We start from the raw sequence: 16,164 nt of genomic DNA, 5'->3' as shown, positions 1-16,164 counted from the left end.
AGATACGAGATACGATATGAAAAATAAATTAGAGTTGCACCGTTATATAACAACCCCTCTAGGGGCACTTGAGATCACACTTAATATATCGGATGAAATTAAACCATGCTATCAATCGATAGTGTTTAAATCTGAATCAGAAATAATAGACTGCGTTAATGATTCTGAGCATGAGTTGTTAGATTTAGCACAAAATCAACTACAGCAATATTTTGATGGTGAAAGAACTGACTTTGGTGATTTACTTAAACATCAAAGCAATTTGGGAACACACTTTCAAAAACAATGTTGGTCAGCGTTATGTGAAATACCTTATGGGGAAACGTGGAGCTATGGTCGGCAAGCAAAACATATGAATAACCCTAAAGCAGTACGTGCTGTTGGTGCGGCTAATGGTAAAAACCCATTAGCTATCGTAGTGCCTTGTCATCGAGTTATTGGTGCCAACGGAACGTTAACGGGTTACGCAGGTGGTTTGGATAAAAAACAATGGTTGTTGGCGTTTGAAAATCAAAAAAATCAACCAGATCTAAGCTTATAACAAGGCTGTTGGATTAATAAACTACAGTAAAAAGTTGATCCAGAAAAGGTAACTCAAAGTGCAAAATATTGTAGATAGCACCACTGTAGATGCAGATATATCTTCGGCTGCTTGGTGTTTGGTTGCCATAATATAAGCCCCCACTCCAGTTGGGCTTGCCGTCAGAATAACTGCGATAAACAATTGTTCAGACGTTAGTTCAAAAACATAATGTCCAAGCAAATATACGAAAGCAGGTAGTATCATTAATTTGTAAAATGAATTAACCAAGGCGACCTTTCGATTACCCTTAAATGGTAAGTAATACATAGCCGCACCTAAACCAAATAAAGCCAATGGAATGGCTGAAGCCGACAATGCAGCTAGGGGCTCTAACAGTAGTATTGGGATATTAATCCCCAATATGTTCACGGTAAAACCACCCAAAATACTCAATACGATAGGATTTTTTCCGGCTTTTAATAAAGTATTAAAACCCGAATTATTTACAAATACCTCAGTTAAGGTAAATAACACTGCACTATGAAAAGCAATAAGCACAAAAGCGCTTCCCGCAGCGGTAGGAGTTAATATGCTGGCAATTATAGGGATAGCAACCAATACGGTATTAGAATAAGTCGCCGCAAGAGCACTTAATGTAGAGTGGTTGTTTTTATGTTTAAGTAAGTAATGATTGATTATAAATAACACAGCAAAGCTGATTATTACCGGTATATAAAAAGTTAAAAACCATTGGGCAGAAAAGGCAATATCTAAATTAGTTTGGTAGGTCGACTTAAAAAGAAAGATAGGAACCAACAAATTAAAGCTGATGGCTGACAGGCTATCCATCTGCACCTTATTGAATAATTTAACCCTTACCGACAAATAACCTAACAAGCAGATTATGGCTAACGGTAAAATAATGGTTAAGGTATTCATTTAATTAAGCTCAGCATTTTTAAAACAAAGCATATTCAATTACGAGTCCCAAAAATATCACCATACCTACATAATGATTATCCAAAAATGCGTTAAAACACGCTTTTGGTTCGCGGTGTCGACATTGCCATAATTGTCTTATAAATAGCAGTGCACATATAACCAAACTAGAGATCACAGGCCAATGCCAGTTTAATAATAAAACGACTTTACCAATCAAAAGCAAGGTTATTATTTGCAATAGAGCTACGTTAAGTAAATCGTTTTTACCAAAAGCGATGGCTGTAGATTTGACCCCAATTTTTAAATCATCTTCCCTATCAACCATGGCATACAAAGTGTCATAGGCAACGGTCCAAGTTAAGTTAGCAAAATACAGTAACCAAAGTTCGTGAGGTAAGTCGGCATTCACGGCCATAAATACCATAGGCATAGACCAACTGAATGCGGCACCTAAAACAACTTGTGGATAATGGGTATAACGTTTCATAAAGGGGTAACAAAACGCTAATAACAAACCAACAACAGATAAGTAGATAGTTTGTATATCTAAGGTCAATACGAGTAAAAATGCGAGTATGATTAACAAAACAAATAATTGTAACGCCTCAGTGGAACTGACTTTACCAGACGGTATCGGTCTTTGATGGGTTCTTGTTACATCACCGTCAATATGACGATCTGCATAGTCATTTATTACGCAACCTGCTGCCCGCATAACAACTGTCCCGGCAAGAAATACAATTAAGTAGTGCCATAAAGGAAATCCATCTGACGCGATCCAGAGAGCCCAAAGCGTTGGCCACATGAGTAAATAGATACCTATCGGCTTATCCATACGCATTAACTGAATATAAGAAGCAAAGTTAGACGGTTTTAACAATAGTCGCATTAAGGTCAATTCTCTTTTTAAAAGCGTGGTTATTTTAACTATCTGATTGGGTATTGAATACTGTTTCTATATAGGTTGAGTATTTAATTAAATAGCGCCGGTAAAAAACATTCACATACTAACAAAGGTTTGCCATTTAAATGAAATATTGAACGGCGAATGTAACAGGTTCTTTTGATCGGTTGTTGTAACTGCTGTTCAATGAATTGACCTAGTTGACTATTCGGTTCAACCACGGCAAATTCAATATTACTTCGAATTGCTTGGGGTGATTGAAACAGAACTTGCCCAAGTGATTGGTTACCTAATTCACTTAACATTGATTCAGTCCCAGTAACACTGGAATCAGGCATGATAGTCTGCGCATATACCAAAGGGATATTACCTTGTTTTAGTAACACTTCTCGGTATAAAGCCGAGTTATCCGTTACCGCTAATAATGATTGTATTTCTGACGAAACAGGCCGATTTACTTGGTTGAGTAAATCAACGGAAAAGGCAATGCCCAACTCTTTAATTTTAACGGTGAGGGAACTATCTGAACAGATCCAACTTTCAGCGTCAGAATGGTTAATGCTTTGCTCATTTTGGTCGCTAGAGTACCAAAGGTTTGGAAGATTAATTGGAAACAATTGAATTACCACATTATTTAACTAGAGGTATGTTAACAAGCTCAATAAAAAAGATCTTGTTAGTTTTAAATTAAGGGTGGTAGTTAATAAATAAACCTCTAAAATTAACCACTCATATTGGATTAAGCTTTTATAGGATCAGGAAATGATAAAACGTTTTTTTAACGCATTAGTATTAATAGGCTTGTTCACAAGTTTACAAGTGAACGCAGACGTCGCGATTAAAAAAGATAACGTTGGCTATTACGGCTTTGAACCAGACATTATTACTAATTACGTAAGTTCAAATGCGAAAAAAATTGGCTTTGTACGTATTACGGCAGAGTTAATGGTGGAAGATGTTAGTTATGTTGCCATCATAGAACACCACAGTCCGTTATTGCGTGATGCCATAATTGACGTGTTACTGCGTCAACCAGAACAAAAAATAAAATCAATGACAGGCCGAGAAGAAATTCGAGTTTTGATACTTGATAGATTAAAAGAATTAATGGAAAAAGAGACAGGGAAAAAATTAGTTAGAGATATTTTATTCACTAAATATTTATACCATTAAGTTCAGTGTTTCATGATGAAGTTTCTAAAAATTATTATATTTTGTGGCATATTAGTTAGTGTTTGCAGTTGTTCAACATCTAACTCAAGTTTATCTAATATAAGAAACTTCCAATCCAATTCACCCACAATGTTAAGTGCAGGGATGCCAACAGACCAACAGTTTGTCACGTTAAAAAAGTTGGGGGTCACTAAAGTTATCGATCTGATCCCTGGCGATAGAACGGATGAATCAAGCTTAATGCAACAGTTAAACTTGGAATATCATAACATTCAAGTTGAATGGGGAAGCCCTACCTTAGAAAACTTTAAACAGTATGTTGTATTAATGAAACATTCACCCCATGGCAATGAAAAAATTCTTACACATTGCCGTTTAAATTGGCGTGGTGCTGTGTTTACCTATTTATACCAGGTAACTCAGCTTAACTGGCCGGAACCATTAGCAAGAAAAGAAATGCTGAATATTTGGCAACCAAACGATACTTGGCAGCAATTTATCACTTTGGTCATGTCAGAATATAATCAGAGTAACGCTTCGACACGTTCACTCTAGGTTATTCCGTTTTATCAATTGAGTGTTTTTTTAACGTCATTATTTGAGCAATTAATAAACCGGCAAGCAAACCAAACAAATGTGCCCAATTAGCCATGTTTATTGGCAACAAATCAACAAAACCCAACCCCATCCAAATTAACAAAAAGATAAAGATATTATTAGGTAAAAATACTTCACTGTTGGGTCTATTTCTACCATACAACCAAGTAAATCCCATCAATGCATAAACAACACCAGAAATACCGGCGAAGTTATTACTGACTATTAATGATTGTGCGGAATTAGAAAATAATGCACTGAAGAGTGTGAGGTTGATCAATACATAAATACCAAACGACTTCTCTATTTTACCAGCTAAGTACCACCACCAAGTTATATTAAACACTAAGTGTAATGTGTCTAAGTGCATCAACATTGGGGTAATTAAACGATAAGGCTGTGAAAAATCCCAGCTAAAACTAAGTGCGTTAAATATAACTGGAAAATAACCAATGTAAGATGCGATATATATGCTTATGCAAATGAGTGTGACTAACTTAGTTAACCAACCGGTACTGTTCCAAATTTTACTCAAACCTAAATTAGTATTGGAACTAGAGTTAGCAAAAGCGATAGTTTGTTGTGGGTTATTCACTTGCCAAGAAGCTTCTAAAAACTTAGCTTGATTTGGATTGTGAATAAATTCATCAAATAAGGCTTGGCTTTGGTGGTATTGCTCAGGATCAACAGAAATAACAAATCGGTTATCTGATTTATCTACATTATGTCTTATATGTTTAACACTTAAGTAGTCTGAAAAGGCTTGGCAAGCACGTTTATTGCCAAGCTCGCCAAGAACTATCATTGTGGGGATGTGATAAACGGGTAGTTTAGTTTCCACATTTCAAAACCACCATCAACACTATAAACTTCATCAAAACCTTCATGCACTAGATATTGTGCGGCACCTTGACTGCTATTGCCGTGGTAACAAAATACTAATATAGGCGTTTCATAATCATACTTTTGTACAAACGAAGACATACTTGCGTTGCTTAAATGAAATGCGTTTTCAACATGGCCATTAGCAAATGATTGATCATCTCTAATATCGGCAATGACAACATGCCCAGCTTCAATTAATTTATGCGCTTGCGCTACACTAATACGTTTAAAATCAGTCATGCAGTTTCTCTTTTTATTTATATATCGTGATAATAGCTAATTTTGTGCATAGAGTTAAACATCATTTTAGATCTAACTTACGTTACTGTGTATTTAAACTTACTTTATTGACTCAAATAGCTAATTTTGTATTAAAAACGAATGGTTGAACCAACCTATGATACTTACGTTTGTGTTTTGAGTTACAATAAGAAATACAGATTGCGGACTTTATCCCAACTATTAAACAGTGTAGTTAAGAGCTTGTCTTTTTTCGCCGCGCCAACTCCCCAAAAGGACAAGTAATAATGAAACCTTATTCTAACATTGCTGAATTAATCGAATCATTAGAAGATGAAATTCAAGATATTAATGCAGAAATAGCTACTCTAAAGAAAAAGCCGAATAGTTTTAACGAACGCATTCTTTTTAAATATATAGATACTGGCAGTACCGGCAAAGCTAAAGAGTTTGTTAGAGCTCAAGGTGTAATGTCTGACCGTGGTTCTCTATTCTCCTCTGGTGACGTTAGCCGTTTAATTAAAGATGGCGCAGGTGATGTATCGCCTGCTTTATTAGCGATTGCACGTAAAGTGGTTCATATGAAAAAGAAAAGTGGATCTAATCGTTAAGGTTTAGTGCTGGTGGAGTTATTGGGTTGTGTTCACTGACCCGATACCCTCTTTGCACATAGTTGTTGAGTTCATTTTAGGTCAGTCAAAACTTGCACACGAAGCTAATACGTCAGGGGATTATGGGCTTTCTGAGTTGTACTTACTGTCCCGATACCCTCTTTGCACATCCATGTGCATCGGGCATACCTACATCCTGTAGGCAAAAAAAACCGCTACATATTATGTAGCGGCGATACGGTTGCACAGGAACAAAAACTGGTTCAAATTAATTTGCAATGAGTAAATAAAATTGCAAAGTAATTGAAAAACTATTTACTGCCAAGGGCGTGCTTCTGTTAATTGATCTTCAAACGCTTTAATTTCTTTTGAAAACTGTTCAGTCACACCAATAAAGTCCAAGTTTTTTAATAGTCTTTCTCTAACATCTTCCACTATTTCAAACTCTATAGGGGCTTCACCCTCAATCAGAATCTTTTGGCCTTTTAAGTCTATAGCCAAATTAACTTGTTCTTGAGTCTGGCACAGGTTGAACAATTTATCGACCATTTGCTCAGAAACTTTTGCAGGTAAAATTTGGTTATTTATGCAGTTATTATAAAATATATCTGCAAAGCTTGGGGCAATAACAATTTGGAAGCCATATTGTTTTAATGCCCATGGCGCATGTTCGCGACTTGAGCCACAACCAAAGTTTTTACGTGTTAATAAAACACTCGCCCCTTGGTATTGTGGAAAGTTTAAAACAAACTCTGGATTTGGTTGGTCATTATCTAGATAACGCCAATCATAAAACAAGGCTTTATCAAACCCACTGCGTTCAACTGAGGTTAAAAACTGTTTTGGAATGATCTGATCGGTATCAACATTGTTTTTATCTAATGGGCAAACTAAACCCTGATGAAAAATAGCATCTGACATTTTGTTTCCCCTTATGCTTTTCTAATATCGACAAAGTGACCATGAATAGCAGCCGCTGCAGCCATCGCTGGGCTAACTAAATGTGTACGACCACCACGGCCTTGGCGGCCTTCAAAGTTACGGTTAGAAGTTGATGCACATCTATCACCCGGCTCTAATCTGTCATCATTCATTGCCAAACACATTGAACAACCCGGTTCACGCCATTCAAAACCTGCTTGTTTAAATATTTCATCTAAACCTTCTTGTTCTGCTTGAACTTTAACTCGAACCGAACCTGGTACTACTAATGCTCTAACGCCATCAGCAACTGTTTTTCCTTTAGCTATTTCTGCAGCTGCACGCATGTCTTCAATACGTGAGTTGGTACAAGAACCAATAAAAACAGTATTAACGTGAATATCAGTAATAGCTTGGTCAGCCTCTAAGCCCATGTAAGCAATTGCACGGCGAATCGCATCTGCTTTTACCGAGTCATTTTCATGAGCTGGGTTTGGCACTTTAGCATCAACACTTATAACTTGTTCTGGGCTGGTGCCCCAGGTTACTTTTGGAATGATATTGTCTGTGTGTAAAGTGATTGTATGATCAAACACCGCATCGTCGTCGGTTTTTAATGTTTTCCAGTAAGCAACGGCATCATCAAAGTCAGAGCGTTCAGCTGTGTTCTTAGGTGCGTAGTCTTTACCTTCAACATAATCAAAGGTTACTTGATCTGGAGCCACTAAACCTGCTTTAGCACCCATTTCAATTGCCATATTACATAATGTCATGCGGCCTTCCATTGATAATTCTTCAATGGCTTGTCCACAAAACTCAGCGACGTAACCTGTGCCACCAGCAGTGCCTAAAATTTCTATTACAGCAAGGATCACATCTTTAGCAGTTATGTCTGGGCGTAATGGACCATTAACTTCAATTTTTAATGTTTTCGCTTTTTTCTGTTGTAACGTTTGAGTGGCCAATACATGTTCAACTTCTGAAGTACCAATACCAAATGCTAAGGCACCAAACGCACCATGAGTGGCGGTATGTGAATCACCACAAACTATTGTGTGGCCTGGTAATGTTATGCCTAGCTCTGGACCAATAACATGAACAATACCTTGGTTTTCATGGTTTAAATCAAATAAAGTTACACCAAATTCTTTACAGTTTTTCGCTAGCGCTTCTAATTGCTTACGAGAAGTTTCACCAGCGGCTTCAAATGAACGTACTTGTGTTGAAACATTATGATCCATAGTGGCAAATGTTTTATCTAATCGATGTACTGGACGATTCTTTTCGCGTAAACCGGCAAAGGCTTGTGGAGATGTAACTTCATGTACTAAGTGGCGATCTATGTAGATTAAATTGGTATCACCCGATAATTCTGCGACAAAATGTGCGTCCCAGATTTTTTCATATAATGTTTGTGCCATTTTCATTCCCACACTTTTATTTAATTGCTTGCGCGATGGCTTGTGCTACTTGTTCCGTACTGAAACTTTCACTACCTTGGGCAATATCACCCGTTACTGTGCCCTGTCCGATTACATCGGCAATTGCTTGGTCTATCGCATTAGCGGCATCTTGCTGATCCAAACTGTAACGTAACATTAAGGCTGCACTTAATATTTGAGCAATTGGGTTTGCAATACCTTTACCGGCAATATCAGGTGCCGAACCACCAGCTGGCTCGTACAAACCAAAACCTTGCTCATTTAAGCTCGCAGATGGTAACAAGCCCATAGAACCTGTGATCATCGCGCACTCGTCTGACAATATGTCACCAAATAGGTTGTCACATAATAAAACATCAAACTGACTTGGGTCTTTTATTAGTTGCATTGTCGCGTTATCAATATAGATGTGCTCCAATTCAACGTCAGGGTAACCTTTAGCTACTTCGTTAACGGTCTCACGCCACAAAATAGAAGTTTGTAATACATTGGCCTTATCAACAGACGTAACCTTGTTACGACGTTTCTGTGCGGCTTCAAAACCAAGTTTTGCTATACGAGTAATTTCACTTTTAGAATAACGTTGGGTATCAAAAGCAGAATCACCTTCACGCCCTTTCTCACCAAAATAAATACCACCAGTTAATTCACGCATTACTAAAACATCAAAGCCTTTAGCACTGATGTCTGCTCGTAATGGACACATGGCCGATAATGCAGGTACTAAAGCAGCTGGACGCATATTACAAAACAGAGAAAAGTGTTTACGTAAAGGTAATAGTGCACCGCGCTCAGGTTGGTCATTAGGCGCTAGATTTTCCCATTTAGGGCCGCCAACAGAACCAAATAAAATAGCATCTGATTGTTCACATACATTTAATGTACTTGCTGGTAAAGGACAGCCATGATTATCAATCGCTATTCCACCAACATCAGCGTGGGTGTAGTTTAATTTAAAATTGTACTTTTTCTGTACCACATCTAAAACTGTTATTGCAGCAGCCATGACTTCAGGACCAATACCATCACCGGATAAAACTGCAATTTTGTATTCGTTACTCATTGTTATTCATTTCCCAATATATTGTGTATTTCTGACTTCTTATTTTAGATGCCTTGATGTTTCTCTTTAATGTCTTCCACTTGTTGTGCTCTGTGGATTAAATTTAAAACGTGAATATAAGCTTTAACGCCAGCATGAATAATATCAGTCGCTAAACCAGTACCGTGGAAATTACGTCCCTTACATTTAGCAATGATATCGACTTGACCAATAGCGTCTGCCCCTTCACCTTTTGAATTTAATTTAAAATCAATAATATCCAAATCAACCTTGGTCATTTGTTTTAACGCTTTATAAGCCGCTTCAATTGGACCATTTCCCGTCTCAGCCTTAAATACCACTTCTGTACCACCAATGGTGATGCCAACGGTTGCGGTATTGACTGGAAGATTACTGGACAAACCTTGTAATGAGTTTAATTTGTAATAATCAGACTCTTCTTCAAGTTGCTGATTAAATACAATGGCTTCCAAATCGTAATCATGCACTTGGCCTTTTTTATCTGCCAATAACAAAAACGCATCGTAAATATCGTTTAAGTTGTAATCTTTATCGGAATAGCCCATTTCTGCCATACGATGTTGAATAACATGACGACCAGAACGAGACGTTAAGTTCAACTCATTGCTTTGCATACCAATGTGTTCAGGCTTCATGATCTCATAAGTATTTTGCGCTTTTAAAATACCATCTTGGTGAATACCAGAAGAATGAGCAAAGGCATTTGCTCCCACAATCGCTTTGTTTTGTTGTACTGGCATATTACAAAGCTGACTAACTAATTTAGAGGTACGGAAGATCTCTTCTGATTTAATGTTGGTTGTCACGCCAAAACGCTCTTTACGTGTTTGCATGATCATGGCGACTTCTTCTAATGCACAGTTACCGGCACGTTCGCCAATACCATTTACGGTACATTCTATTTGTCTAGCACCAGCTTGAACGGCGGCAATACTGTTAGCGACTGCTAAACCTAAGTCGTTATGACAATGAACAGAAATAATAGCTTTGTCGATATTTGGTACTTGTTGTTTGATGCCTGCAATAATTTCAGCAAACTCTGTCGGTTCTGTATATCCTACGGTATCTGGGATATTAATCGTGGTTGCACCGGCATCAATAGCTCGTTCAATGACATAAGCTAAGTCAGCAACCGGAGTACGCCCTGCATCTTCACAAGAAAACTCAACATCGTCAGTGTAAGTTTTGGCTAATTTAATGGCTTTAACCGCCATGTCGGTGGCTTGTTCTAACGTTTTTTGTAACTTATGTTCCAAATGAATAGGAGAAGTGGCAATAAAAGTATGAATACGGCGTTTTTCCGCTGGGGCTAATGCTTCACCACAAGCAATGATGTCCTTTTCCATGGCACGAGCTAACCCACAAATGATTGGCCCTTTTACTTGTTCAGCAATGGACTTAACGGCATCAAAATCCCCTGGGGAAGAAACAGGAAAACCAACTTCCATTACATCTACACCTAACTTGGCGATAGCATGAGCAATTTGTAGTTTTTCACGTTTACTTAAGCTGGCACGTAACGCTTGTTCGCCATCACGCAATGTGGTGTCAAAAATGACAACGTTATCTTGATTCATATTTTGCATATTCCTTTCTCCTGTAACCCAAACATAAGCCAACAGGGTAAAAAAAAACCCCGCTAGTTGAGCGGGGTTTTATTGATACTAATTAAATTTTAGTCAACCAAAACAAACCCGCGCACAGATAAAAGCAGCAGGTTGAGTAATAAAACGATTGTTGTGGTGAATAAATTTGCCATTTATATAAATAATTATTCTGATTGACTTACCCTAATTTTTAACATTCATAGAAATGGAGTGCAAGCTCTAATTGTTAAAACCTAGATTCTTTTCGTTATTTATTATTCAAAATTGCAAAAATAGCGTAATTTATACCTATAAGCTCCATCGGCTGACATTGTTTCAAACATTAGTTACCTATAACTCATGTTTAATTTAGGCCGTTTTTTAAGGAGTAAATGACAGTATTTAATTTTTTATAGTAAAAGGATGTTAGCAATGGCTAAGTTGAACTACGCATTTAGATTTGCAAAAAGTGGGATGATGGTTTCGTTTATCTCTCTAGTTATCTCAGGTTGTACCCCATCAAATAAAGCGACAGAAAATATGACATCGGAAACAATTAAAGCTCCAGTAGCAAAGAAAGTCCCGTATGAAATGATCCAACATGGACATAAACGAATAGATAACTACTACTGGATGCGTGACGACACACGTGAAGACAAAGAAATATTGGCGCACTTAGCAGCGGAAAACAATTATGTCGACGCGCAAATGGCCCATACTCAACCACTGCAAGATACCTTATTCACCGAAATGACAGGTCGTCTTAAAAAAGACGATGCCAGTGTTCCATATCTAAAACGTGGTTATTGGTGGTATACCCGTTATGAAGGTGACAATGAGTACGCTATTTATGCACGTAAAAAGTCATCCCTCGATAATCCAGAAGATGTTTTTTTAGATGCCAACGTGTTAGCTGAAGGTCATGAGTATTTTAGTTTGTCGAGTGTTGCGGTAAGTACCAATAACAATATTCTGGCTTATTCTACAGACACAGAAAGCAGACGTTTATACACCATTGAATTTAAAGATTTAACAACCGGTGAATTATACCAAGATAAACTGGTTAACACCTCGGGCAGCATTGTTTGGGCAAATGACAATAAAACCGTTTTTTATATTAAAAAGGACGTACAAACGTTATTAGGTTACCAAGTATTCCGTCATACGTTGGGAACAAGCCAAGATCAAGACAAGTTAGTTTATCAAGAAGATGACACTACGTTTTATACCTATATAGGTAAAACTCGAGATAGCCAAACAATCTATATATACCATGACTCAACGTTGTCGACGGGTATATCTGTTGTTGCTGCAGACACACCAAATGCAGAATTCAAAATGATAACTCCAATTACGCAAGGTCATGAGTATGACTTTGATCAACATAATGACTGGTATTACATACGTACCAATAAAGACGCCAAAAACTTTAAACTGGTAAAAGTAAAACGTGATGACAGTGCTGATATGAGTAAATGGCAAGAAGTTATCCCACACCGAGAGAGTGTGTATTTTGAAGACTTTTTAGTATTTGATAATCATTTGGTATTAGAAGAAAAAGAGAACGGCAATACAAATATTCGAATTATTAACCTCAGCACCAATCAAGTGACGGCGTTACCATTTAATGATGCGGCTTATGTTGCAACATTTGATACCAATCCAACGTCAGACAGTGACAAACTTCGTTATTATTACAGTTCATTAACAACACCGGGTGCGGTGATGGAAGTGGATTTAAATACTTTTAGTAGTAAAACGTTAAAACAAGATGAAGTGCTGGGTGAATTTGATTCAAACTGGTATCAAAGTGAACGTGTTTTTGTAACTGCCCGCGATGGTAAAAAAGTCCCTGTATCGATTGTTTATCGTAAAGACAAATTTAATAAAGACGGTACAAACCCTGTTTATCAATATGCATATGGTTCATATGGCGCAACAATAGAACCTTACTTTTCAGCATCTAGATTATCATTGTTAGACCGCGGGTTTGTGTTCGCTCTAGCACATATACGTGGTGGACAAATGTTAGGTCGGTCATGGTATGAAGACGGAAAAATGTTTAATAAAATTAATACATATACTGACTTTATTGATGTAACTAAGTCATTAACTGAGCAGAAGTATGGGGCTGAAGATAAGGTTTTTGCCATTGGTGGCAGCGCAGGTGGTTTATTAATGGGCGCCATTATAAATATGGAGCCTGAGTTATATCGCGGAGTAGCGGCACATGTACCATTTGTTGATGTAGTGACCACTATGTCTGACCCTAGTATTCCATTAACAACCAATGAATATGATGAGTGGGGTAACCCAGCGAACAAAGACTCTTACGAATATATGTTGTCTTATTCGCCTTATGATCAAGTAAAAGCACAGGACTATCCTAATTTATTAGTAACAACTGGTTTGCATGATTCACAAGTTCAATATTTTGAACCAATGAAATGGGTCGCTAAGTTACGCGAATTAAAAACTAATGATAACAAACTGTACTTCCAGACCAATATGGATGCAGGTCACGGTGGTTCTTCAGGACGTTTCCGTCGTTATAAAGAACGCGCATTAGAATATGCTTTCTTTATGGACTTAATTGGTATTAATAGATAGCGCCAACTAGAACTAAAATTAGTTTAAACAATAGGCGTCTCGACAGACGCCTATTTTTTGCTAAATTTATAAATGAATTTAACTTATATAAGGTGTTGCTGGTGGATAAATTTATGCAAGCAGCAATTGATGAAGCCAAATTAGGCTTGGCTGAAGGTGGTATACCTATCGGGTCGGTATTAGTTCATGATGGGAAAATTATCGGTCGGGGTCACAATCGTAGAGTGCAAACCGGCAGTCCTACTTTACATGGTGAAATGGATGCCTTAGAAAACGCAGGGCGTCAGCCAGCTCGTGTTTATCGTCAAAGTGTTATCTATACCACATTGTCACCTTGCTCTATGTGTACCGGTGCTATTTTGCTATATGGCATACCTAAAGTAGTGATTGGAGAAAATCACAGCTTTATGGGGGAAGAAGAACTCCTTAAGTCCAAAGGCGTTGATATTCAATTAGTTAATTCAGCCGAATGTAAACAAATGATGAATGAATTTATAACAAATAAGCCTGACCTGTGGAATGAGGACATAGGAGAGTGAAGTTTTATACATTATTGATTACTGTTATTTTTACCATGCAAACATGGGCGGTTGAGGTGGTTAATGTTGGTGTATATGACTTTCCTCCATATGTTTTTACGGGTGAAGAAACCACAGGTATTGCCATCGATATAATAAATGAGATGAACCGAATTCAAGATGAGTATGAATTTGTGGCTGTGCCAACAACGGCAAAACGTCGTTATAGCGATTTTGAAAAAAACAAATTTGATTTAATTCTGTTTGAAAATAAACAATGGGGGTGGCAATCATACCCTGTTGTTGCATCCCAAGTTTTTGGAAGTAGTTATGAGGTATATGTAACTAAAGCTGAAACGGGTAAAACCCAGGCGTTTTTTTCAAATTTTAGCGATAAGGCGATGATTGGGGTATTAGGTTACCATTACCAATTTACTGGGATGCAGGCGCAGAATGAAGATAAGTTGAATGTTTTTCTGACCAATAGTCAAAAAAATAGCCTAGGTTTAATATTAAACGACCGTGGTGATATTACGGTTTTATCTATGGAGTATTTGTACTATCACTTCACTCACTATCCAGATGATAAAAATAAACTGTTAATATCCGACAAGTTTGATCAAATTTATCAACACACTATGTTAGTTCGTCGTGATAACAGACTTACCGTTCAATACATAAATACCTTAATTGATAACATGAAAACAAAAGGCGCATTAAGGTTAATTTGGCAAAGTTATGGCCTTGATGACCCCAATTAATACTTATCGTGTTCGCAACATCACCAGATAAAGCTTTTGCGATAGATGCACCAAGGTAATTTATTGTTATCATATTATTCAATTTATCCAATATTGGGTTATTCCAATTTAACGCTAAGATAAACAATGAATTTAGAACAATTAGAAGTACACTGCGCAGAGTTTATTTTGCAGCAACAAATTCATGATGCAGCACACGACATTAATCATATAAAACGTGTAGTAGCGACCGCTAAAAAGTTATGTGTGACCGAACATGCTGACTTAAACATAGTTTTGCCGGCCGCTTGGTTACACGATTGTGTTTCTTTTCCAAAAAATCACCCAGATAATAAACGTGCCTCAGTATTGGCTGGTGACAAAGCGGTTGAGTTTTTAACATCGATTGATTATCCAGTTCAGTACTTAGATGCCATTCATCATGCGATAAAAACCCATAGTTATAGTGCTAACATCACGCCAGAAACAGTAGAAGCGAAAATAGTACAAGATGCCGATAGGTTAGATGGATTGGGCGCTATAGGTGTGAGTCGTTGTATGTTAGTCGCGGGCAAACTAGGCAGTAAACTGTATAACCCAGAAGACCCTTTTTGTCAGCAACGAACCCCAGATAGCAAAGTTGCTGCGGTTGATCATTTTTATGAAAAGCTGTTTAAAACCGCAAAAACCATGACAACCCAAGCCGGATTACAAGAAGCACAAAAACGAGTTGAGTTTATGCAAGGATTTTTAGCACAACTAGCTGCTGAGATTGGCGATAAGGAATACTTAAATGTCTGATTCTTGGGATGATTATGCCGATGGCTGGGATGATAATAAGGACGTACAAAAGTACGCGCAATTAGCATTTAACAGTTTAATTCAAAAAGTAAATTGCAAGGGACTAAACGTTCTGGATTTTGGCTGTGGGACTGGATTATTAACAGAAAAGTTATCGACGGTATGTAACCAGATTGTCGCGATAGACCCCTCTGCAAAAATGGCCGAAATATTATCGCAAAAACACTTAACTAACGTGAAAGTGGTGGCAGATTATTTAACTCCTGAAAGTATTCAACAACATGTTGAATTACAGCAGTCATTTGATTTAATTGTTGCCAGTTCAGTCTGTTCATTTTTACCTAATTACCCCAAGACATTAAGTTTATTAACTTCATTGTTGACACCTAATGGTCATTGGGTTCAATGGGATTGGGCTGCAAAAAATGAAAGTGATTTTGGCTTAACCAAACAGTCAATTGAGCAGGCATTGATTATATCTGGATTAAATAAACGAGCTCTGGATGTTGATTTCTCAATGAAAGCAAAAGAAGAAGTTATGGATGTGTATATCGCACATGGGATCAAACCCGCTTAGGGGTAATGGG

Annotated in this window: 18 protein-coding genes; 9 read left to right on the top strand and 9 right to left on the bottom strand. The window is 37.5% G+C overall.

The genetic code is table 11. The features are described 5' to 3' along the window. The first annotated feature begins 16 nt into the window (after positions 1-16). A complete protein-coding gene (locus KO505_RS10460) occupies positions 17-541 on the top strand; it encodes a methylated-DNA--[protein]-cysteine S-methyltransferase (RefSeq protein ID WP_305849775.1) in 525 nt (174 codons plus the stop codon). Positions 542-562: 21 nt separating this feature from the next. On the opposite strand, the gene KO505_RS10455 is transcribed toward KO505_RS10460, so the two are convergent. From KO505_RS10455 to KO505_RS10445, 3 genes are all read right to left on the bottom strand, one after another. Continuing rightward, the gene (locus tag KO505_RS10455) at positions 563-1,462 is read right to left on the bottom strand and encodes an AEC family transporter (RefSeq protein WP_216055390.1); all 900 of its coding nucleotides are present in this window, start codon (positions 1,460-1,462) and stop codon (positions 563-565) included. 19 nt (positions 1,463-1,481) lie between these two features. Further along, on the bottom strand, positions 1,482-2,354 hold the full coding sequence (gene ubiA, locus KO505_RS10450) for a 4-hydroxybenzoate octaprenyltransferase (RefSeq protein ID WP_216055389.1): 873 nt from the start codon (positions 2,352-2,354) through the stop codon (positions 1,482-1,484). A gap of 83 nt (positions 2,355-2,437) precedes the next feature. Further along, a complete protein-coding gene (locus KO505_RS10445) occupies positions 2,438-2,986 on the bottom strand; it encodes a chorismate lyase (protein WP_216055388.1) in 549 nt (182 codons plus the stop codon). Between the two features lie 145 nt (positions 2,987-3,131). On the opposite strand from KO505_RS10445, the gene KO505_RS10440 reads away from it, so the two are divergent. Both KO505_RS10440 and KO505_RS10435 read left to right on the top strand, forming a co-directional pair. Then, the gene (locus KO505_RS10440; RefSeq protein ID WP_216055387.1) at positions 3,132-3,542 is read left to right on the top strand and encodes a flagellar basal body-associated protein FliL; all 411 of its coding nucleotides are present in this window, start codon (positions 3,132-3,134) and stop codon (positions 3,540-3,542) included. 144 nt (positions 3,543-3,686) lie between these two features. Continuing rightward, positions 3,687-4,097: a protein tyrosine phosphatase family protein gene (locus tag KO505_RS10435; RefSeq protein WP_216055386.1), complete on the top strand. Its 411-nt coding sequence runs from the start codon at positions 3,687-3,689 to the stop codon at positions 4,095-4,097. Position 4,098: 1 nt separating this feature from the next. Here the strand turns inward: KO505_RS10435 and glpG are convergent, their stop codons facing one another. Next, a complete protein-coding gene (gene glpG, locus KO505_RS10430) occupies positions 4,099-4,980 on the bottom strand; it encodes a rhomboid family intramembrane serine protease GlpG (RefSeq protein ID WP_216055385.1) in 882 nt (293 codons plus the stop codon). Then, entirely contained in the window at positions 4,941-5,264 is a 324-nt protein-coding gene (gene glpE / locus KO505_RS10425; protein ID WP_216055384.1) for a thiosulfate sulfurtransferase GlpE, read from the bottom strand. The genes glpG and glpE overlap by 40 nt, the downstream gene beginning before the upstream one ends. A gap of 287 nt (positions 5,265-5,551) precedes the next feature. Here glpE and KO505_RS10420 point away from each other — a divergent pair, with 287 nt between their 5' ends. After that, complete coding sequence (locus KO505_RS10420; protein ID WP_216055383.1) at positions 5,552-5,875, top strand: hypothetical protein; 324 nt, start codon at positions 5,552-5,554, stop codon at positions 5,873-5,875. Positions 5,876-6,190: 315 nt separating this feature from the next. On the opposite strand, the gene leuD is transcribed toward KO505_RS10420, so the two are convergent. The 4 genes from leuD to leuA are packed head-to-tail and all read right to left on the bottom strand — an operon-like array spanning position 6,191 to position 10,899. Beyond that, positions 6,191-6,796, bottom strand: a complete 606-nt coding sequence (gene leuD / locus KO505_RS10415) for a 3-isopropylmalate dehydratase small subunit (RefSeq protein WP_216055382.1) — start codon at positions 6,794-6,796, stop codon at positions 6,191-6,193. A gap of 11 nt (positions 6,797-6,807) precedes the next feature. Beyond that, positions 6,808-8,217, bottom strand: a complete 1,410-nt coding sequence (leuC, locus tag KO505_RS10410) for a 3-isopropylmalate dehydratase large subunit (RefSeq protein ID WP_216055381.1) — start codon at positions 8,215-8,217, stop codon at positions 6,808-6,810. A gap of 16 nt (positions 8,218-8,233) precedes the next feature. After that, on the bottom strand, positions 8,234-9,301 hold the full coding sequence (gene leuB / locus KO505_RS10405; protein ID WP_216055380.1) for a 3-isopropylmalate dehydrogenase: 1,068 nt from the start codon (positions 9,299-9,301) through the stop codon (positions 8,234-8,236). A 44-nt stretch (positions 9,302-9,345) separates the two neighbouring features. Next, positions 9,346-10,899, bottom strand: a complete 1,554-nt coding sequence (leuA, locus tag KO505_RS10400; RefSeq protein WP_216055462.1) for a 2-isopropylmalate synthase — start codon at positions 10,897-10,899, stop codon at positions 9,346-9,348. 483 nt (positions 10,900-11,382) lie between these two features. On the opposite strand from leuA, the gene KO505_RS10395 reads away from it, so the two are divergent. The 5 genes from KO505_RS10395 (at position 11,383) to KO505_RS10375 (ending at position 16,154) form a co-directional block, all read left to right on the top strand. Beyond that, positions 11,383-13,518, top strand: coding sequence for a S9 family peptidase (locus tag KO505_RS10395; RefSeq protein WP_371819987.1), 2,136 nt, complete (start codon positions 11,383-11,385; stop codon positions 13,516-13,518). Positions 13,519-13,619: 101 nt separating this feature from the next. Then, positions 13,620-14,057, top strand: a complete 438-nt coding sequence (locus KO505_RS10390; protein WP_216055378.1) for a nucleoside deaminase — start codon at positions 13,620-13,622, stop codon at positions 14,055-14,057. Continuing rightward, a complete protein-coding gene (locus KO505_RS10385; protein WP_216055377.1) occupies positions 14,054-14,797 on the top strand; it encodes a transporter substrate-binding domain-containing protein in 744 nt (247 codons plus the stop codon). The genes KO505_RS10390 and KO505_RS10385 overlap by 4 nt, the downstream gene beginning before the upstream one ends. Before the next feature lie 126 nt (positions 14,798-14,923). Next, the gene (locus KO505_RS10380; protein WP_216055376.1) at positions 14,924-15,577 is read left to right on the top strand and encodes an HD domain-containing protein; all 654 of its coding nucleotides are present in this window, start codon (positions 14,924-14,926) and stop codon (positions 15,575-15,577) included. Next, entirely contained in the window at positions 15,570-16,154 is a 585-nt protein-coding gene (locus KO505_RS10375) for a class I SAM-dependent methyltransferase (RefSeq protein WP_216055375.1), read from the top strand. The genes KO505_RS10380 and KO505_RS10375 overlap by 8 nt, the downstream gene beginning before the upstream one ends. The last annotated feature ends 10 nt before the right edge of the window (positions 16,155-16,164 follow it).

Source organism: Psychrosphaera sp. F3M07 (assembly GCF_018860345.1).
GTDB lineage: Bacteria > Pseudomonadota > Gammaproteobacteria > Enterobacterales > Alteromonadaceae > Psychrosphaera > Psychrosphaera aquimarina.
The sequence above is the reverse complement of the archived record's forward strand: the minus strand, read 5'-3'. Positions and strand labels throughout refer to the sequence as shown.